Raw genomic sequence first — 20,164 nt, 5'->3', positions numbered from 1 at the left:
GCGGGGGAGCCCTCGGGAGGGGGTGTCGCGCGCGGGGCCGGCGGGGGGCCCTTCCCACGAACTCGCGCCTTGTGGTGGCTATGGCCGGCTGAACGGGGGAGGGAGAACCAGGAGCGAGTGGCTTCGATGCGGGCCGGCGCTCGGGTTCGTGGGGCCCTTCCCCCGCCGGCCCCGCGCGCGACACCCCCTCCCGAGGGCTCTTTCCAAGGGATGGGAAAGAGCGGTTACGAACGTGCGCGCAGGCGGGCGGGGGCGGGGGGAGAATGCGGGGGGATTTGCTGGGGTGGCTACGCGGCGTGGCGGGGACGCCGGGGTCTGGCCGCGGGGGCGGGAGGGCGGCTCTGCTTATCGCTTCGGATTGGCGCGCATCTGCTTCGAGATCTGCTTCCAGCGCCGCTTCTCCTCGATCCTCACGCGCACGTCCTGCTGCCCGGCGAGGTGGCGTCGCTCCGCACCCAGCTTGAGGTAGGCGCCGAGACGCTCGGGATCGAGGTCGCCGTCCTTGATGGCACGGAGCACCGCGCAGCCGGGCTCGCCATCGTGCGCGCAGTCCCGGAAGCGGCAGGCCGCGGCGTGGGCCTCGACGTCGTCGAAGCCGGCCGGGGCGCTGCCGCCCGCAGACCAGACGCCGAGCTCCCGTATGCCCGGCGTGTCGATGAGGAGGCCACCGCCAGGGATCAGGAACAGCTCCCGGTGAGCCGTCGTGTGGCGGCCACGCTCGTCCGAAGCCCGGATCGCGCCCTCGAGCTGGACCTCCGCGCCGAGCAGGCGATTGCTGAGCGCGGACTTCCCCACGCCGGACGAGCCGACGAGGGCGATGGTCTCCCCTGCCCCGATCTCGGCGCGGAGCGCGTCGAGGCCGGCGCCGGAGAGCGCGCTGACGAGCGCGATCGGCGCGGCAGGGGCGACGTCCCGCGCCGCGTCGATATACCGCGCCGGATCCGGGCAGACATCGGCCTTGTTGAGCACGAGGACCGGGCGAGCACCGCTGTCGAGGACGGCGTCGATGTAGCGCTCGAGGCGGCGCAGGTTGAAGTCGGCGTTCAGCGACGTGACGATGAACACCTTGTCGATGTTGGCCGCGAGCACCTGGGCCTCCACCGTGGGCCCAGCGGCCTTGCGGCGCAGGCACGTGCTCCGCGCGAACGTGTGCACGATGTACGAAGGCCCGGCGCCGTCGCCAGGCCTGAGCCCCACCCAGTCACCGACGGTGGGGAGCGCCGCGCGATCCGCGGCCTCGTGCGCGAGGCGACCGCTGACCACCGCGAGGCGCGGGCCATCCGCGGTCTGAACGTGGTGCCTGGACGCGGAGGCGAGGACGACGCGCGCAGGCTGCACGGCATCCTCGAGACAGGCGAGCTGGCTCGCGAAGAAGGGAGTCCATCCAAGCCCGACCAGATCGGGCTGCATTTCGTGCTGCGAAGACGGATCAACGAGAGAATCGAGGTGAGTTTGCATGACGGACGAGCGCTCCATGGCGTTCGGCCGCGCCCGAGCTTCGGCGCGCGGCGATCGACGGACAGGGCGCGGCGGCGCACAAGCGCGCACGCGCCGGCCATTCCACGCGCGGGGCCGCCGCGGAGCGGAGCTCGTCGATCGATCAGGACGTCACGCCAGAAGGCACGCCCGGTCAGGGCAGATCCCTGGAAGGGGCACGCGCTCAGGGCACACACGCACCCCTCAGGGCACGCGGGCGACGTCGCGGAGACGTGGAGACGAGCTCAGCCGGCCGCGGCGGAAACGACGGCGGCGGCGCAATGGGTGTGCGATGTGTTGGCACTCATGACCTGACCTCCGCGTTCGGCTCACGTCACCACGACGCGACAGCACCTAGAATCCTATGGCCCCGCGCCGACGTCAAGCGCTCTCGGCTCGGCCCGGCCGTATGGCCAGCGAGCACAGCGCGCGCGTACGGAGCGCGCTTCATCCAACGAGCGTGCGGAGCCCGCTCTGGGGGTGCAACGAGCGCGCGGAGCCCGCTCTGGGGGTGCAACGAGCGCGCGGCGAGGTGCGGCGCATGCGGCGAAGCGGGGGCGAGCGTGGGCCGGACGGAGGGGCGCGGGACGTGGGGCGCCCTCGTTCCAGGTGAACGACAGTGGGTCGACAATTTCCGCTCGGCCGATGGTTGCCAATGGTTGCCGATAGTTGGAAGACCGACGAAGCCGGACGAAGCCGGACGAGACCGCGCCTTCCCAGCGAGGCCACCCCGCCCTCCGGCCCTGACGGCCGCGGAGGTTGCGAGGAGCGCCTCGCCGCACTAGGGTCCTCCGCTCCATGCCCACACACTTCGAGCTCGTCTCCGAATTCAAGCCGTGCGGTGACCAGCCTCGCGCGCTCCAGGAGATCTGCTCCGCTTTCGAGCAGGGCGAGGCCTTCCAGGTCCTCCTCGGCGTCACGGGCAGCGGCAAGACGTTCACCGCCGCCAAGGTGATCGAAAAGCTGCAAAAGCCGACCCTCATCATGGCGCCGAACAAGACGCTGGCGGCCCAGCTCTACGGCGAGATGCGGGAGCTCTTCCCCAACAACGCCGTCCACTACTTCGTCAGCTACTACGACTACTACCAGCCCGAAGCCTACGTCCCGACGAGCGACACGTTCATCGAGAAGGACGCGATCATCAACGACGCGATCGACCGCATGCGCCACGCGGCGACGCACGCGCTGCTCTCGCGGCCGGACGTGATCATCGTCGCCTCCGTGAGCTGCATCTACGGCATCGGCTCGGCCGAGAGCTACCACGGGCTCCTGATCAAGCTCGAGCGCGGCACCGAGATCCGCCGCGACGAGCTCCTGCGGCGGCTCGTCGACATCCAGTACACGCGGAACGACGTCGATTTCCACCGCGGGACGTTCCGCGTCCGCGGCGATGTCGTCGAGATCTTCCCGGCCTACGAGGAGGCGCTCGCGATCCGGGTCGAGTTCTTCGGCGACGAGATCGAGGCCATCAAGGAGGTCGACCCTGTCCGCGGCAAGGTGGTGGGCCAGCTCGATCGTTACGCGGTCTTCCCCGGCTCCCACTACGTCACCGAGCAACAGCAGCTCAGGCTCGCGATCCAGGCGATCCGCGAGGAGCTGCGCGAGCGCATCGACTTCTACGACAAGGCCGTGCGCTTCCTCGAGAAGCAGCGTATCGAGCAGCGCACGATGTACGATCTCGAGATGCTGGAGCAGATGGGGTTCTGCAACGGCATCGAGAACTACTCGCGCCACCTCTCGGGCCGGAAGGCCGGCGAGCCCCCGCCGACGCTGATCGACTATTTCCCGAAGGACTTCCTCCTCATCATCGACGAGTCGCACCAGACCGTCCCGCAGGTCGGGGCGATGTACCGGGGCGACCGGGCGCGGAAGGAGACGCTCGTCGAGTACGGGTTCCGGCTCCCCAGCGCGCTCGACAACCGGCCGCTCAAGTTCGAGGAGTTCGAGCAACACTACGCGCAGGTCCTCTTCGTGAGCGCGACGCCCGGCGATTACGAGCTGCAGAAGTCGGCCGGCTCGGTCGTCGAGCAGATCATCCGGCCGACCGGGCTCATCGATCCGCAGATCCACATCCGCCCGGTGTCCGGTCAGGTCGACGACCTGCTCGCGCGCATCCGGGAGCGGGTCGGCCGCGGCGATCGCGTGCTCGTCACGACGTTGACCAAGCGGATGGCCGAGGATCTGACCGAGTACTACACGGAGCTCGGCATCCGGGTCCGCTACCTCCACTCGGACATCGACACGCTCCAGCGCGTGGAGATCCTCCGCGATCTCCGGCGCGGCGAGTTCGACGTCCTGGTCGGCATCAACCTGCTGCGCGAGGGGCTCGATCTCCCCGAGGTGTCGCTGGTCGCCATCCTCGACGCCGACAAGGAGGGCTTCCTCCGGAGCCCGCGCTCGCTCATCCAGACGATCGGCCGCGCCGCCCGCAACGTGCACGGCGAGGTCGTGATGTACGCCGATCGCATCACCGAAGCGATGAAGCGCGCGATGGACGAGACGAACCGGCGGCGCGCGATCCAGGAGGCGTACAACAAGGAGCACGGCATCACGCCGGCCACGGTGAAGAAGGCGATCCTCGACCTGTCGCCCACCTCGGGCACGCGCGACTACTACGCCGTCCCGAAAGGCCCGGCGAAGCCCGCGGCCGAGGCGGCGCGCGCCGCGATGGATCTGGTCGACCAGATCGACGCGCTCCGGCAGGAGATGTTCGCGGCGGCGGAGAACCTCGAGTTCGAGAAGGCGGCGCGGCTGCGCGATCAGCTCCGGCAGCTCAAGGCACAGCAGGGGGACGGGGACGCCGGCGCGGCGCGCGAGGCGGCCGAGGAGAAGCCGGCGCGGGCTGGGCGGCCGGCGAGCCGGCGCGGTCCGGGCGGCAAGGGGGGCGGGCGGCCAGCGGCGGGCGGCAAAGGGGGCGGACGGGCGGCGGCGGGGCGAGGGGGCGGGCGCTACCGATAGCTACGGAGCCCGCGGGGGAGGAGGCTGCGCGCGCGGGGGGGCGGTGGGCCCTCCCACGAACTCGGGCCTTTTGGGGGGCTGGTGCCGGCTGGACGGGTGAGGGAGGACCGCGCGGAGATCGCTGCGCTGCGGGCCGGCCCTCGGGTTCGTGGGGCCCGCCCACCGCCCCCCCGCGCGCGCAGCCTCCTCCCCCGCGGGCTCTTTGTGGGGGGATGGGGGGATGGGGGGATGGGGGGATGGGGAGGCTGCAGGCGCGGCGGGCCATGCGGAGCAGGAGGTCGCCGGGGCGTGGAGCGCGAGGGGGAACGGTGGTTTGGCAAACGCTCTTCCGGTGAAGCATCGTTTTGCTTCGTGCAGCGATCTATCGGCGTCGACCCTGCCGCGCGGCGCTGTTAAGGGGGCTCCGGCATGACAGTCTCGTCCGATCCGATACTCGTCACCGTCACCGGCAGGGACCACCCTGGCATCACCGCTCGACTTACGGGCATCCTCAGCGATATCGGCGCCACGCTGCTCGATATCGAGCAGGTGGTGGTCCACGGAAACCTGAACCTCGCGCTCCTCGCGCTCTTCCCCGAGACACGCAGCGGACTCAAGGAGCTGCTGTTCGCCGCGAAAGAGCTCGGCGTGACGCTCGACTTCAAGCCCCTCGACGGGGGCGCGCCGCGGCGCGCGCCCGGGAGCCGCTACGTGGTGACAGCCATCGGCCGCGAGCTCGGCGCGAAGCCGCTGCACGACGTGGCCTCCACACTCGCAGCCCACGGCGCGAACATCGAGAAGATCGCGCGGCTGTCGGTCGAACGCCTCTCGTCGGTGGAGATCCAGGTGCTGCTCCAGCGCGAAGAGGAGGCCGACGCCCTCAAGCAGGCCCTCCTCGCCCTCGCGACGCAGAACAGCTTCGATCTCGCGCTGCAACGCGAGGGCCTCTTCCGCCGGAGCAAGCGGCTCGTCGTGATGGACATGGACTCGACGCTCATCCGGATCGAGGTGATCGACGAGCTGGCGCGCGCGAAGGGCGTCGCGGAGCAGGTGGCGAAGATCACCGAGCGCGCGATGCAAGGGGAGATGGATTATGACGAGTCGCTCCGCCAGCGGCTCTCGCTGCTCCGCGGCCTCGACGTCGGCGTGCTGCGGAAGCTCGCCGCAGAGCTCCCCATCACCGAGGGCGCAGAGACGCTCATCCGGGTGCTGAAGCGGCTCGGCTACCGGACCGCGGTGATCTCCGGCGGCTTCTCGATCGCAGCGGAGGCGCTGAAAGCGCGGCTCGGGATCGACTACGCCTACTCGAACGCGCTCGAGGTCGTGAACGGACAGCTGACCGGCCGGGTCACAGGGCCGATCGTCAACGCGCAACGCAAGGCCGAGCTGCTCGAGACCATCGCCCAGGCAGAAGGCGTGTTGCTCGATCAGACCATCGCCGTGGGCGACGGCGCCAACGACCTCCTGATGCTGCAAAGGGCCGGCCTCGGCGTCGCGTTCCGCGCAAAGCCCAAGCTGCGAGAGGCCGCCGACACGTCCCTCTCCGCAAGCGGCCTCGACGCCATCCTCTTCCTGCTCGGCATCACCGAACGCGAGCTCCTCGAGGTGGCGTGAGCAGCGCGACACGGCCCGTCCGCCCAGCAGCGGAGTCCCACGGGACGCAGCGCCGCGCTTGACAGCGGCGCGCTGACCGGGCCCCCGCGGCCGTCCGGCGCGGCGCCTGGCCCGCCCCGCCTGGCCAGGCGACGGTGTGGGAGGGGCTGCGCTGGGCTCGTCGCTCGCTCGCGGCGCTCGGCCCTGCGCGGCGTTCGGCTCGCCAGCGGGCCGTCGTGCTATCCAACCGGGGCCATGCGGCAGAGCGGGTTCACACGGCAGGCGCGCTCCGTCGCCTGGAGCGGAGGTGATGCGTGAAGCGTCCGACGATCACGGACATCGCGTGGCGGGCGGGGGTATCCAAAGGAGCGGTGTCGTATGCGCTGAACGGCAGGCCCGGCGTGTCGGAGCCGACGCGCGAGCGGATCCTGGCCATCGCGGCGGAGCTGGGCTGGCAGCCGAGCAACGCGGCGCGGGCGCTCTCCGACGGCCGCGCCGGCGCCGTCGGCCTGGTCATCGATCGGCCCGCGCACATGCTCGGCATCGAGCCGTTCTTCATGCAGCTCATCTCCGGCATCGAGGCGGAGCTGTCCGAGAAGGCCGAGGCGCTGCTGCTCAAGGTCACGGAGGATCGCGTGGCCGAGGTGGAGACCTACCGCCGCTGGTGGGCCGAGCGGCGGGTCGACGGGGTGATCCTCGTCGACCTCTGCGACGACGATCCGCGCGTGAAGCTCATCGAGGAGCTGAAGCTCCCGGCGGTGGTGATCGGCGGGCCGGCGGGCAAGGGGCAGCTGCCCGGGGTGTGGAGCGACGACGCGAGCGCCATGCGGGCCGTCGTCGACTACCTGGCCGCGCTGGGCCACCGGTCGATCGCGCGGGTCGCCGGCCCGGCCGAGTTCGTGCACACCGCGGTCCGGACCAAGGCGTTCACCGCGGCCGCGCGCCAGCGGCGCCTGGATCGGGTGCAGACGGTCCACGCCGACTACACGGGCGAGGCAGGCGGCCAGGCCACACGGCGGCTCCTGGCCGAGGCCTCGCCGCCGACGGCCATCGTGTTCGACAACGACGTGATGGCCGTGGCCGCGCTCGCGGTCGCCCACGAGATGCGCGTCCCCGTGCCGGAGCGCCTCTCGATCGTGGCCTGGGACGACTCGGCGCTGTGCCAGCTCGTCCACCCCGCCCTGACCGCGGTGCGCCGCAACATCGCCGAGCACGGCTCCCGCGCCGCCGCGCTGCTCCTCCGCCTCGTCGCAGGAGAGCCGGTAACCGACGACGAGTGCAGCGCGCCGACGCTCGCGACGCGGGGCAGCACCGCCCCGCCCCCCCGCGCATGAGCCGGCCTGGCCCGAGCGAGGGCCTGGCCCCCCGCACGGACGCATAGACTGAACCGATTAAGTGACGTAAGCTGAACCGATTAAGTCACCTGCCCGCCGCTCGCGCCTCGAGCGCGCGGCCCGCGCCGCGAGCACGGGGACGGACGGTGTTCGAGAGCGCCGCTCTGCATGACCAGGACGTGAGGACTATGCACCGCAATTTCGCCAAAGTCGCAGTTCGTCAACAGGCGGTCGCCTGGCTGGGGGCCAATTTCTGGTCGCGGCGCGGCGGCCCGCTCATGTGGCAGAGTTATGATCCGTTCGTGGTCCGCGAGGAGCTCCGGGTGCTCGCCGATCACGGCCTGACCATGACCCGGTCGTTCTTCTACTGGCCGCACTTCATGCCGGAGCCGGACCGGATCGACGAGGACTGCGTCGCGCGTTATGCCGATTTCCTCGAGGCGCACGTCGAGGCGGGCCTCACGACGATCCCGACCCTCCTCGTCGGCCACATGTCCGGCGAGAACTGGGACCCGGCGTGGCGGCGCGGGCGGGACCTCTACGGCGACGTGTGGATGGTGGCCCGGCAGGCCTGGTTCGCCGAGCAGATGGCCCGGCGCTTCGCGGGGCACCGGGCGGTGACGGGCTGGCTCGTCTCCAACGAGATGCCGATCTACGGCGAGCGCGAGCGCTCGATCCGCGAGAACGTCACGAGCTGGGCGAGCCTGGTCGTGCAGGCGCTGCGGGCCGGCGGGGCGAGCCAGCCGATCTCGATCGGCGACGGCGCGTGGGGCATCGAGGTCACGGGGAACGACAATGGGTTCTCCGTCCGCGATCTCGGCGCGCTCGTCGACTTCCTCGGCCCGCACGTGTACCGGATGGAGAACGACCTGACGCGCCAGCACTACGGCGCGGCGTTCGTCTGCGAGCTCACGGGCTTCCTCGGCAAGCCCGTCGTGCTGGAGGAGTTCGGCGTCTCGTCGGCTTTCGCGTCCGACGAGAACGCCGCGCACTACTACCGGCAGGTCCTCCACAACACGCTGCTCGCCGGCGCCACCGGGTGGATCGGCTGGAACAACACCGATTTCGATCTCATCGACCAGGATCCCTACAGGCACCACCCCTTCGAGCTCCACTTCGGGCTGACGACCGTCGATGGCCGTCCCAAGCCGCAGCTCGAGGAGATGGCCCGCTTCGCCAAGGTGCTCTCCGACATCGACGTCCTCGGCTGTGAGCGCGAGCCGGCCGACGCGGCGCTGATCGTCCCGTCGTACCTGGAAGGCGCGTTCCCGTTCACGGAGGCCGAGGACCGCAGCTACCTGTTCACGATGCTGCGGCAGGCCTACATCGCGGCGAAGGAGGCGGACCTGCCGGTCGGGCTGACGCGGGAGCGGGACGGGATCGCGGAGGACTGCCGGCTTTACCTGCTGCCGTCGGCCAAGCAGCTGACCGCGCCCACATGGCACCTCCTGGAGCGGCTTTCGTCCGCCGGCGCGGTCGTCTACGCGTCGTACTGCCACGGCACGCACGGGTCGCAGCGCGGGCCGTGGTACGCGCACCTCAACGCGATGTTCGGCGTCGAGCACCAGCTGCGCTACGGGATGATCGATCCGATCGAGGACGATTGCGCGAAGCTCACCTTCGAATGCGAGTTCGGCACGATCGCGGCGGGCACGACGCTCACGTTCCCGGTCTCCGGCACCGAGCACAGCCGCGCTTACCTGCCCGTGCGCCCGAGGGGCGCGGAGGTCGTCGCGGTCGACCAGCGCGGCCGGCCGGCGCTGCTGCGGCGCAAGATCGGGAGCGGCAGCGTCGTGCTCTGCACGTATCCGATCGAGCACTTCGCCGCGGCGACCCCGCGGATCAACCCGGAGCCGACCTACAAGATCTACGACGCGCTCGCCGAGCTCGCCGGCGTGAAGCGACCGGTCACGGTGGACGACCCGCGCGTCGCGGCGGACACGCTGCGCCACCGGGATGGCCGCCGCTTCGTGTTCCTTGTCAGCCAGGCGGATCAGCCGCTCTCGGTGAAGCCCGCCGCGGCCTCGGGGCACCTGACCGAGCTGGGCGGCAAGTCCCCGGTCCACGCCGTGGAGCTCGCGCCGTACGACGTGCGGATCCTCGAGCTGCGGCCGGGGCCGCGGTAAGCGCGGGGCCGCCGGCCGTCTCCTCAGTACCAGCGCGGCGTGCCGCAATCGATGTGCAGGTGGTCCCGGTGGCTCGCGTCGAAGTCCGGGCCGAGGACGCGCGCGGCCGCCCCCTCGGCGCGGAGCCGGCGGGCCACGCCCCGGAGGAAGCGACCCTCACGGGTGCTCGGGTCGTCTCCGTGGAGCACGTAATCGCGGAGCACGCTGATCGCGCGGCCGCGCTTCGGCGAGAAGCGCGCGATATCGAATGCATTGCCGAACGAGTGCTCGCTCAGCCCCTCGCTCCACGGGCGCATCCTGCCGACCACTTCGCGGCAGGCATAGCTCCCCAGGGTGTTGATGCGGACGATCTGCGAGCTCAGGTGCGCCTCGGCCTCTTCCTGGATCACGCGCTCCATATCGCCCAGCCGGAGGGCGAGCGAGCAATCGACTTGCAGCGGCGGCGAGTAAACGATGCCGGTCGGCCCGCGGCTCAGCAGCACGCCGTGGGGGATGCCACACCCCTTCTTGTTGGGCTTCACGGTGTCCGGCAGCGACTGGAACCGCGCCCCCGCCACCTTGAGGGCATCGCGGCAATCCGCCCCCGCGGCCGCGGCGATGTGGTTCCACTGGCGCTGCGCCCGCGGAGGCCGCTCGCGGAGGCCGGCCGCGTCGGCGAGGTGCTCGATCCAGGGGCCGGCCCATCCCGGTGATGTCGGCGGCGTCACGGGTGGACCTGCGGCACCGGTGGGCGCTGCTTCCGCGGAGACCGGCGCGCCCCCGGCCTCAACCGGTGCTGCTCCAGCGACTCCAGCGAGGGCAGGCGCTCCGCCGGGGGCCGGCGCCGCGAGACGGCCGGGCGCGGTTCCTCCGCGCTCCGCGAGCGTAGGACCGCCGTGAGAGCAGGACAGCGCCGAGGTCATCGCCGCCGCAGCGAGCCCCAGAAGAAAGCGTGCGTGCACATCGATGTCCGTACCGCCGCGAGCGGCCGGCGCAAGGTGCGCGATTCCCCTCCACGCGCTCTCGCCCACACCGCTGCCGCGTTCGCCAGCCTCAGCCCTGTGCCGCGCTGCCTCCGCCGGCCGCTCCCCCGCGACGCTCGCGCTCGTCCATCTTCGCCTTCGCTTCCGGTTCCGGTTCCGGTTCCGGCGCGCTCGGCGCCGAGAATCGGAGCAGGAGCAGCCCGGCCAGCGAGACGACCATCCCCGCGAACGTCACGCTCCAGGGCAGGAGCTCGCCTTCGAGGAGGCCTTGCGCCCATGACGGCTTGAAATAGAGGAGCGACACCGCGAGCCCGTTGTTCAGGGCGTGAAGCAGCGCCCCGGGCAAAACGGAGCCGGTGCGGTGGCGCGCGTAGCCGAGCGCCAGCCCGAGCGAGAACGTCGGCAAGAGCCGGTACACCGACCCGTGCGCGAGCCCGAAGAGGAGCGCCGATACGCCGATCGCCACCGCGGGCCCGGCGCGGCGCAGGCCTGCGTAGACGAGGCCGCGGAACAGGAGCTCCTCGCAGACGGCCGGCGTGACGGCGACGAGCAGCAGGACGACCGGGTACGGCTGCCCGCCGAGCAGCACGAGCTCACCCAGCTCACGGGCGAAGGGCTCCGGCGCGGGGAACCACCGGAGGACGGTGCCGCCGATCGCGGCCCACGCCGCGACCCCGAGGAGCAACGCCCCGGCGAGGCCCCGGACCGAGGCCGGCCTGAGGCCGAGCGTCGCCCGCGGCGAGTAACCGAAGCCGGCGACCAGCGCGAGGGTCGGGACCAGGAAGAAGCCGACCTGCGAGACCGCGAGCTGGACCGCCACGCTGGTGCGGGCGATGAGCAGGCTGCCATAGAAGAAGAGCACCTGGACGCCCGCGAACGCCGCCAGCGAGAAGCCCGCCGAGGGCGCCCCGCCGGCCCGGCGCCCCAGGCCGAGCACGGCGCGCGCCGGCTCGTGCCCCCCGAGGAGCACGCTCTCGCGCTCGAAGACGCGCGCGGCGAAGAGGAGCGCGAGGCAGGCATAGAGCGCCGAGGAGACGAGCGCCGTGAAGAGGAGATCGGCCGGCGCCTCTCCGACGAACAGCGCCTTGATCAGCACCGCGATGTTGAGGACCGGGGCGTAGGCCGTCCACGGGTTGAGCTCGACCACCGGCAGGGCCGTGATGCCGGCGAGCAGCGAGAGCGGCAGGTACGCCGGCATGAGCGCGTTCTGACCGTCCTTGAAGTCCTTCGCGAACACGGCGAGCGCGAGGAAAAGCGCCGAGAACAGGAGCGTGACCGGCACGAGCAGCACGAACGTCAGCGCGAAGGTGCCGGGGCCGACGACCATCGCGTCGGGCAGCAACCGGCTCACCGTGAGCGACATGCTCACCACGTTGCCGAGCGCCGTGAGCAGCGAGATGACCCACACGGCCAGGAACTTGCCCGAGATGATCTCGATGGGCCGCACGGGCGCGCACAGCAGCGTCTGCATCGTGCCGCGCTCCTTCTCGCCCGCCGTCAGATCGATCGCCGGGAGGAAGCTGCCGAGGAGCGACATCAGGATCAGCAGCATCGGCATCATCGCGCCGAGGATCTGGCCGACCTTGCGGCTGTCCGCCGCGACGTCGCGCGGCACGACGTCGAACGCGCGCGAGAACCCCTCGGGCAGGCCGCGCTCCGCCTCGCGATCCGCGACGATGGCCCTGCGGGCGCGCTGCAGCGCGCCCTCGAGGCGCGCCTCTGCCGTGGCCGAGTCCGCGCGGACCGAGTCGAAATAGATCGCGACGGCGCCCTTCCCGCCGCGCCCGAGCTCGGCCCCCATCGATGGCCACGGCACGAGCACCGCGTCGACCTTGCGCTCGCTCACGGCGGCGCGCGCCGCGGCGAGCACGGGGTTCTCCGGCTCGATCCACCTCGCCGGCTCGGCCTCGGGGGGCGCCGCCTCGCCGTCGTCCGGCGCGGGCGCCGGCCCCGCCGGCGGCGCGAGCGCCCCGGAGAGGAGCCCCTCGCGCACGTCGGGGGGCGCGCCGGCCCACGGCGCGAGCTCGATCTTGCCCGCCGCGGAGAGCCTCGCCTGCAGGCCCTCGGCGAGCTCTCCCCAGACCGCGATCCTCGACGGGCGCGCCTCACGCGCGGCCGCCTCGACGCCGACGAGCTTGCTCATCGCGAGCGCGAAGAGCGGATAGAGGAGGAGCGGGACCACGACGAGGCGCACGAGCGTGCGCCGATCCCGGAGCGACTCGACGAGCTCCTTGCGGAGGATCGTCCAGACGATGGCGAGCCTCACGGCGCGTCAGCCCCCTGGCGCGGGCGCGCCGGCGCGCTCGGGCGTGTCGCGCGCCGCGCTCGGGCGGCTCCGCTCCACGTGGTGGAGGAAGGCGTCGGTCAGGTTCGTGGTGCCGGACCGCCCGAGGAGCTCGGGCAGGGCGCCGGCGTCGACGACGCGCCCCTCGTGCATGAGGGCGATGCGGTCGCAGAGGTATTCGGCCTCGCTCATGATGTGCGTCGAGAAGAGGATCGCCCTGCCCGCGGCGCGCTCCCGCCGGATCGACGCGACGATGAAGCGGCCGCTGAGGATGTCGAGCGCGGTCGTCGGCTCGTCGAGGATGAGCACCTCCGGCTCGTGGAGGAACGCGCGCGCGATGTTGGCGCGCTGCTTCTGCCCCGTGGAGAGCGTGCCGCACGGCCGCGAGGCGAACGCGTCCATCTCCAGGTCGGCCACGAGCGCGTCGATCCGGCGCGAGAGCGCCGCCTCTTCCATGCCGTACAGCCGACCGAAGTAGCGGAGCACCTCGCGGGGCGTGAGCCGCTGGTAGAGCTGCGTGTCCCCGGAGAGAAAGCCGAGGCGCTGCTTCGCCTCGAGCGGCCTCGCGGCCAGATCGACGCCGCCGACCAGGATCTGCCCCTGGTCCGGCGACAGGATGCCGGCGAGCATCCGCAAGGTCGTCGTCTTGCCCGCGCCGTTCGGCCCGAGCAGCCCGACGACCTCCCCGGCGTACACGGCGAGATCGACCCCGTCCACGGCCGTGACGCCGCCGTACCGCTTCACCAGACGCTCGGCGTACAGGGCGGGGCGCATGGAATCGTCTCCTAGTTCGGTCCGCGGCGCGGCGCAAAGCGCCTGTCGGACGGACCCGCACGCAGCGCGTGCCGCGGCGCGCCGCCCCTCTGCTCGCGCCGCCCGGTCGCCTCCGTCCAGGCGGCGTCGCGGCGCCGCCCGCTCGACGTCCGCCGCGGGCCCCCTAGACTACGCTGACGTCCATGCCAACGAGCCCGTCGATGCCCTATCGCGACCGTACGACGCCCGAGCCGGTCCAGTGCCCCTGCGGCCACGGTCGCGATCATTACATGGTGAGCGCCGAGGCGGAGTACCGCGTCCTCGGGTACATCCAGCTCGCGTTCGGGATCTCGGCCCGGCCGACGAAGGTGAAGTACAGGTGCCGGCGCTGCGACACGGTCTTCGCGACGACGAAGGATCCCGCGGTCCTCGACAAGCATTACTGACGCCGAGGCCTCCAGCGCGATCAGGCACCTCCCCCTGCCGTGGTCGCCTCGCTCGGCGCGCCCTGTGGCATACTCGTCGCCGATGCGGCAACGGCTCTTCGCGATATCGCTCGTGATGCTCGGCGCGGCGGCCCTCCCGGCCGGCTTCCTGGCAGTCGCCTGCTCACCGGCGGAGCGCTCGTTCGGCGACAGCGGCGGCGGCGGGACCGGCGGCGCGTCGCCGACCGGCAGCGGCGGCGCGTCGCCGACCGGCAGCGGCGGCGCGTCGCCGGCCGGCAGCGGCGGCGCGTCGCCGGCTGGCAGCGGGACCGGCGGCGGCGTGAGCGCCGGCGAAGGCGGGGGAGGAGGAACGGGCGCAGCTGGCGGAGGGGACACGCAACCATTGCCCCCGGAGGTCGTCGCCACGGGCCTCGACGACCCGTACTCGATCGCGGTCGACGACCAGAGCGTCTTCATCCTCTCCACCTCCACGCTGCTGCGTTGTCCCCTGGCAGGCTGCCCGGCTCCGGTGGTCCTCGCCGAGGGGCTCGGGCCTCCCTCGGGCGCCGCCATCGCCTCTCCATACCTCATCGCGGTGGATCCGAATTTCGTGCACTGGCTGAGCTCCCCGAACGACGGAGGGTCGCGCCGTTACTACAGATGCCCAGCGGCCGGTTGCTTCGGCAAGTCGCCGGTGGAAGTGTTGGAGTCCATCGTGGGCAACCTGAACCAGATCCAGGTGAGCGATGACGGCGTGGCGCGCATCTCGGACAAGTTCGATGTCCTCGAGTGCGATAACGGCCAATGCCAGCGGATCCGCTGCGTGAGCGCGGACGGGATCCGCTCGTTCGTCATGGATGGGACGACCGTGTACTGGGCCCACGCCACCGATCCAGGAGGCGTCTATTTCTGCGATCCCGGCAATGCCGACGGCGCGATCCAGCTCCACGCCGAGCACGGCGTCGTCATGGCGATCCACGACGGGATTCATTACGTGATGAACGCGGCCAAGAGCACCATTTTCGCGTGCAAGAAGACCGGGTGCGGCGGCAGCCCGACGACCTTCGTCGAGGGCGAGCCGTCATTGACCAGCATGGCTGTCGGCCCCACAGGCGTGTACTGGACCGCTCTCGGCACGGGCATGAGCGCAGACGGCGTCGTCAAGATGTGTCCGCTGGACGGCTGCGGCGGCGGCCCTCGGGTCATCGCCTCGAACCAGGCGCGGCCGACGAGCGTTCGCCTCCGGAACGGCTTCGTCTACTGGTCCAACCGCGGCTTGTCCGGGAGCCCGATGTCGGGTGAGATCGTGCGCGCTGGCCTCTGACGCACGGCCGGGATCGCGGCGCGGGCGCCTCCGCTCGCGGCGGCGAGCAGAGCGCTCGACCTGCCGCCGGCCCGACCTCCGTGGCCGGCGGCCCGCGGCCCTCTCGCGCCGCCAGCAAGAACCCCTCGCCACTCGCTGCATTTCAGGACACCCTGCGCGCTCGCCATGCGCGCCTCTCGCAGCTCGCTCCCCGCTCTCCCAGCGCACCTGCCGCGCGGGGGCCGACCGGCCTCCGCAACTGCCCGCCGCCGGAGCGCGCCATGAAAGGACGCGTCCTCATCGTCGCCGGCTCCGACTCGGGCGGCGGCGCAGGAATCCAGGCCGATCTGAAGGCGGTCACCGCGCTCGACGCGTTCGGCGCGACGGCGATCACCGCGCTCACCGCCCAGAACACCCGCGGCGTCGACGCCGTGTTCCCGGTGCCACCCGACTTCATCGGTCGCCAGATGGAGGTCGTGCTCGACGACATCGGCGCGGACGCCATCAAGACCGGGATGCTCCACTCGGCCGAGGTCATCGACGAGGTCGCGCGCGTCTACGAGCGCCTCGGCCGCGGCGCGCCGCTCGTGGTGGACCCGGTGATGGTCGCCAAGGGCGGCGCCCGGCTGCTGAAGTCCGACGCGGAGGGCGCCCTGCGCGCCCGGCTCCTGCCGCTCGCGGCGCTGCTCACGCCGAACATCCCCGAGGCCGAGGCGCTGACCGGCGTGGTCATCGACAGCGTGGACGCCATGCGCAGCGCCGCAGCGCGGCTGCTCGCCATGGGGCCGCGCGCCGTGCTGCTGAAGGGGGGCCACCTCCCGGGCGCGACGGTCGTCGACGTCCTCCGGGTCGCGCCGGGGCCCGGCGCCTCCGGGATGCCGGAGGGCGAGCAGCTGTTCGAGGACGCGCGCATCGAGACGCGCGCGACCCACGGCACGGGCTGCACGCTCGCCTCGGCCATCGCCGCCGGTCTCGCCCAAGGCCTCGCCCTCGTCCCGGCGATCGGGCGCGCGCGGCGTTACCTCCGCGAGGCGATGCGCTCCGCGCCGGGGCTCGGCCAGGGCCACGGGCCGCTGAACCACGCCCACACGGCGCGGCCGTTCCCCTGAACAGCGCGGCGCGCCGCGCGCGTCTGTGGACGGCCGCGACGACCACGGCGGCCCCGCGCCGCGGGCCCCGCACGGCGGCCTGGCTGCTCTGCGAAGGAGCGGCGGGGCGGTCCCGTAGGGCGCCGAACGGGCCGCGTGCAGCGCTTGTGCAACGACTCGTTGCGCCCGGCGCTCGAATGGACGACCCTGCGCGCAGTCCGTATCGGCGTCCCGGCGCGTCTCCTTCGGCGCCGTCGCGGAGCTCTTCCTCACCCTTCGTGCGCCCGTGGCCGTGACCAAAGATCCCCTCCCTCCCATCGACGTCGGAACGGTCATCAACGACCGCTACGAGGTCCTGAAGAGCATCGGCAAAGGCGGCATGGGCGAGGTGTTCTTGGCCTTCGACCGCCTGACCCAGCAACAGGTGGCGCTCAAGGTGGTGCCCGAGGCCTCCGCCATGCCCGGCGACGACGAGGCGCTGCGGCAGGAGGTGATCCTCGCGCAGAAGGCCCGCCACCCGAACGTCTGCCGCGTGCACGACCTCGCCCCGAGCCCGTGGGGGCCCATCCTCGTGATGGAGTACATCCCCGGGCAGACGCTCCACAACCACATCCGCAAGCGCAAGACGTCGGGCGGGTTCAGCGCCGACGAGTTCCGAAAGATCTCGACCGACGTCTGCGCGGGGCTCGCCGCGATCCACCAGCAGGGGCTCGTGCACGGCGATCTGAAGCCCGGCAACGTGATGGTCGCCGACGATCGGGCGGTCATCCTCGACTTCGGCTTCGCGAAGGAGCGCGCCCGCGCCGCCGTGCGCAAGCCGGGGGCGCCTCCGGACGGCGGCACGCCTCACTACATGTCGCCGGAGCGGCTGCGCAGCGGCGGCGCGAGCCCGGAGGACGACGTCTACGCGGCGGCGCTGACGCTCTGGGAGATGTGGACCTGCCGCGTCCCCGAGCCCGGCTACAAGCCGCGGCTCAAGACGATGAAGCAGCAGATCACGTTCGACGTGCCCGCCGCGCTGACGAACGACGAGATCAGGCAGATCTTCCGCGCGCTGAACCCGGATCCGCAGATGCGCCCGCAGGCGCGGCACATGCGGTTCTTCAACCCGACGCAGACCGCGACCGCGCCGATCCAGCTGCCGCGCGAGCGCATCGATCCCGGCCCCGCGCCTGGGCGAGCCATCAAGACGCAGTTCACGCCGGGCGCGCAGTCGCTGCTCATCACGTACGCCACGAACGCGCCCGACAGCGTCGCCACCCTGTTCCCGCTGCAGAAGCCGGTGCTCTCCATCGGCCGCCGCAGCGATCAGGACCTCGTCCTCGCCGAGGCGACCGTCTCCGGGTCACACGCGCTCCTCCGCTGGCAGACGGGCTCCTGGCTGGTCGAGGATCTCAACAGCACGAACGGCACCTACGCGGACTTCCCCTTCGAGCGCAAAGCGCAGGTCTCGCTGCTCCATGGGGCCGAGGTGCAGCTCGGCGAGTGCCGTCTCATGGTGGTCACGTTCGGGCCCGACTCGCCGCACCACGACAAGGCGAAGCGTTACCTCGCCCGGCGCGACGGCCTCACGGGGCTGCTCGTGCGCGAGCACCTGATGAAGGCGATCGACGAGGATGGCTTCTTCGCCGAGTGGGGCGAGGTGCCGATGCAGATCGCGCGCTTCGAGCTCCGCGGCCAGAACGGCCTCGTGAGCTTGCGACCGACGATCCTCGAGATGCTCGCGCTGCGCAAGGCCGCGCTTCAGGTCGTCGATTTGACCCAGACGTTGCTGCTCAGCCTGACGCCGGCCGCCGCCGGGCGCACCGGCCCGCTCACGTTCGTCGTCTCCATCGTGGGTCCCAACCTGGACGAGGCTCAGCACGTGGTCGAGCAGGTCGTCGCGCAGGTGCAGGGCACGCTCCCCGAGACGCTCGAGCTGACCGCCACGCTCGTGAAGTGCGAGCCTGGCCGCCCCGCGCGCACGCTGATCGACTGAGACAGACCGCCGGGGCGTTGCTCCACCGTCGCTCAACCACCGGGCGGTGGTTCGATCGCGTGTTCCGTCACGACGACACGGAGCCAATCACCAGGCGCACCACGCCGGCAGCACGCCGCGCAGCGCCTGCACCCTGCGAGCGCTCCTGCGCAACGGGCCCGCTCCCAGGCCGGAGCAGCAAGCGGCTACTGGACGGCGAGCGGCTACTGGACGGCGAGCGGCTACTGGACGGCGAGCGGCTGCTGGACGGCGAGCGGCTGCTGGACGGCGAGCGGCTGCTGGGACGGCCCGCTGCAGGCCTCGCCCGGAGCGGCGGCACGATCGAGCACCACCTCGCCGGCCGACTTCCGGACGTCGATCTCGCCCTGCCAGACGAGCTCTGCGCTGCCCTGAGCGTCGACGACGTCGCGCAGCAGCCGCACGTAGACCTTGCGCTGGGCGACCTCGGGGATCGCCACCGCAAAGTCGAACGCGCAGACCGAATCACACCTCGGATTCGCCGCATCGGGCTCGTCCCGCTCGGTGATCTCGTAGATGCTGTCGATCCTGTCGACGTGCATCGCGCGCTGGCCGCAACAGTTCAGCAGGAGCCGGCTGTCCGCGATCTTCAGGGCGCCGCTGGAGTGGTCATAGCGCCAGCGCAGGACCTCGGCCCCGCAGTAGCTCCCCTCCCCCTCGGAGGCGAGCCGCCGCTCCGGCTCCACGAACCCGCCGGCCTCGCTCACGAGCCCCACCTGCGCGGGCTCCGCCTCCAGGCACGCGCTCAGAGCAAGCAGCGACCCCACCGTTGCAAGCGCTCCACAGACCCCCATGTACTTCATGCCCCGATTTCCTTGGCTGTCCCGCGACACTGTCAAAATACGCCCAAAAGGCAAAGAACCAGGGCCTCTAGAAACGCGCTTCACGTGTCCGCTACTTGCGCCTAGGGATTCAGCTGCAAGCCAACGTACATAAGGTGCGCACATGCGCCGCACCCCGGAGCAGCTGCACGCACATTCGAGTGTGATTTACGGGTTTCTGGAAACCTTGTCCAGGCGAAAGTGGCAGAGTTAGCCCGATTCTCTGACCATCAACGTCATGGTCGACCAAGCTCCTCCATCATCCTCCACCATCCCACCCCATGACGCGCCGTCATGCGCGCCGGGACATTCACGAGCTCCCCCTGCCGACCGCGGACGCGAGGTGCTGCGGAGCGATCCGGGGGCGTGTGCTCAGCGCCTCATCGCGCGGCGACCGTCTTGCTGCGCTGGCGCGGGGAGCCCTTCGCCTGGCAGCCGGCTTCCGCGGGGGTTTCGTCGAGGACGACCGCGCCGGCGGAGACCCCCAGATCGAGGGAGCCGCTCCAGATCACGGCCGGGCCGCCCTGCTGATCGACGACGTCGCGCAGCAGCTTCACGTAGACCTCGCCCTGCGGGACGCCGCGCACGCCGACGGACAGATCGAAGGCGCACTGGTCGCTGCAGCGACCTCCGGCGCCGTCCGGCGCGTCCTGCTCGGTGACCTCGAAGAGGCTGTCGATCCTCTCGACGTGGATCGCGCGCTTCCCGCAGCAGTCGAGCATCAAACGGGCATCGGCAAGGCGGAGCGTCGCCGCCGGCTCATCGTACTGCCAGCGCAGCACCTCGGCGCTGCAGTAACCCCCGTCCTCTGCCGCGGCGAGCCGGTGCTCCGGGTTCCTGAACCCCCCCTGCTCGCTGATCCTCGCCTCCTGAACCGCCGCCACCTGGCTGCAGCCACCGGCACAGAAGGCCCAGACGATCGCGATGGCGGTCCAGATACGGCTCGACACCATGCACTTCTCCATTTCCTCTTGGCTGGCTGGCCAGGGCGGTTCGTCCCAATTTCGGTGCAATTTTCCAGCCAACTCTCCCCCTGAGCAGTCCGGAGGCTAACCGCGACCGACGC

The 20,164-nt window shown here is 71.5% G+C and carries 14 protein-coding genes; 8 read left to right on the top strand and 6 right to left on the bottom strand.

The window, feature by feature from the left end:
• Positions 1–345: 345 nt before the first annotated feature.
• A complete protein-coding gene (gene rsgA, locus WMF39_RS03675; protein WP_437744158.1) occupies positions 346–1,410 on the bottom strand; it encodes a ribosome small subunit-dependent GTPase A in 1,065 nt (354 codons plus the stop codon).
• 864 nt (positions 1,411–2,274) lie between these two features.
• Here rsgA and uvrB point away from each other — a divergent pair.
• The 4 genes from uvrB (at position 2,275) to WMF39_RS03655 (ending at position 9,466) form a co-directional block, all read left to right on the top strand.
• Complete coding sequence (uvrB, locus tag WMF39_RS03670) at positions 2,275–4,434, top strand: excinuclease ABC subunit UvrB (RefSeq protein ID WP_437744157.1); 2,160 nt, start codon at positions 2,275–2,277, stop codon at positions 4,432–4,434.
• 408 nt (positions 4,435–4,842) lie between these two features.
• The gene (gene serB, locus WMF39_RS03665; RefSeq protein ID WP_012233298.1) at positions 4,843–6,027 is read left to right on the top strand and encodes a phosphoserine phosphatase SerB; all 1,185 of its coding nucleotides are present in this window, start codon (positions 4,843–4,845) and stop codon (positions 6,025–6,027) included.
• A 293-nt stretch (positions 6,028–6,320) separates the two neighbouring features.
• Positions 6,321–7,340 carry a LacI family DNA-binding transcriptional regulator gene (locus WMF39_RS03660; protein WP_437549493.1) on the top strand — a complete coding sequence of 340 codons (1,020 nt, stop codon included), beginning with the start codon at positions 6,321–6,323 and terminating at the stop codon, positions 7,338–7,340.
• A 188-nt stretch (positions 7,341–7,528) separates the two neighbouring features.
• Positions 7,529–9,466: a glycoside hydrolase 5 family protein gene (locus tag WMF39_RS03655; protein ID WP_437744156.1), complete on the top strand. Its 1,938-nt coding sequence runs from the start codon at positions 7,529–7,531 to the stop codon at positions 9,464–9,466.
• Between the two features lie 23 nt (positions 9,467–9,489).
• On the opposite strand, the gene WMF39_RS03650 is transcribed toward WMF39_RS03655, so the two are convergent.
• From WMF39_RS03650 to WMF39_RS03640, 3 genes are all read right to left on the bottom strand, one after another.
• Positions 9,490–10,173, bottom strand: coding sequence for an extensin-like domain-containing protein (locus WMF39_RS03650; protein WP_437744155.1), 684 nt, complete (start codon positions 10,171–10,173; stop codon positions 9,490–9,492).
• Between the two features lie 325 nt (positions 10,174–10,498).
• The gene (locus tag WMF39_RS03645) at positions 10,499–12,694 is read right to left on the bottom strand and encodes an ABC transporter permease subunit/CPBP intramembrane protease (protein ID WP_437744154.1); all 2,196 of its coding nucleotides are present in this window, start codon (positions 12,692–12,694) and stop codon (positions 10,499–10,501) included.
• A gap of 6 nt (positions 12,695–12,700) precedes the next feature.
• Positions 12,701–13,486 (bottom strand): ABC transporter ATP-binding protein, encoded by a 786-nt coding sequence (locus WMF39_RS03640; RefSeq protein WP_437744153.1) that lies wholly within the window; start codon positions 13,484–13,486, stop codon positions 12,701–12,703.
• A gap of 200 nt (positions 13,487–13,686) precedes the next feature.
• Here WMF39_RS03640 and WMF39_RS03635 point away from each other — a divergent pair, with 200 nt between their 5' ends.
• The 4 genes from WMF39_RS03635 (at position 13,687) to WMF39_RS03620 (ending at position 18,259) form a co-directional block, all read left to right on the top strand.
• Positions 13,687–13,911 carry a hypothetical protein gene (locus WMF39_RS03635; protein WP_157907469.1) on the top strand — a complete coding sequence of 75 codons (225 nt, stop codon included), beginning with the start codon at positions 13,687–13,689 and terminating at the stop codon, positions 13,909–13,911.
• Between the two features lie 82 nt (positions 13,912–13,993).
• Positions 13,994–15,214 (top strand): hypothetical protein, encoded by a 1,221-nt coding sequence (locus WMF39_RS03630; protein ID WP_437744152.1) that lies wholly within the window; start codon positions 13,994–13,996, stop codon positions 15,212–15,214.
• Positions 15,215–15,474: 260 nt separating this feature from the next.
• A complete protein-coding gene (gene thiD / locus WMF39_RS03625; protein WP_437744151.1) occupies positions 15,475–16,302 on the top strand; it encodes a bifunctional hydroxymethylpyrimidine kinase/phosphomethylpyrimidine kinase in 828 nt (275 codons plus the stop codon).
• Between the two features lie 271 nt (positions 16,303–16,573).
• Positions 16,574–18,259 (top strand): FHA domain-containing serine/threonine-protein kinase, encoded by a 1,686-nt coding sequence (locus WMF39_RS03620; RefSeq protein WP_157906421.1) that lies wholly within the window; start codon positions 16,574–16,576, stop codon positions 18,257–18,259.
• 221 nt (positions 18,260–18,480) lie between these two features.
• On the opposite strand, the gene WMF39_RS03615 is transcribed toward WMF39_RS03620, so the two are convergent.
• Positions 18,481–19,080, bottom strand: coding sequence for a hypothetical protein (locus WMF39_RS03615; protein ID WP_437744150.1), 600 nt, complete (start codon positions 19,078–19,080; stop codon positions 18,481–18,483).
• Positions 19,081–19,478: 398 nt separating this feature from the next.
• Positions 19,479–20,051 (bottom strand): hypothetical protein, encoded by a 573-nt coding sequence (locus WMF39_RS03610; protein ID WP_437744149.1) that lies wholly within the window; start codon positions 20,049–20,051, stop codon positions 19,479–19,481.
• Between the last annotated feature and the right edge of the window lie 113 nt (positions 20,052–20,164).

Source organism: Sorangium sp. So ce1504 (genome assembly GCF_051521635.1).
Classification (GTDB): Bacteria; Myxococcota_A; Polyangia; order Polyangiales; family Polyangiaceae; genus Sorangium; species Sorangium cellulosum_B.
This window is presented reverse-complemented; position numbering and strand designations above follow the sequence as displayed.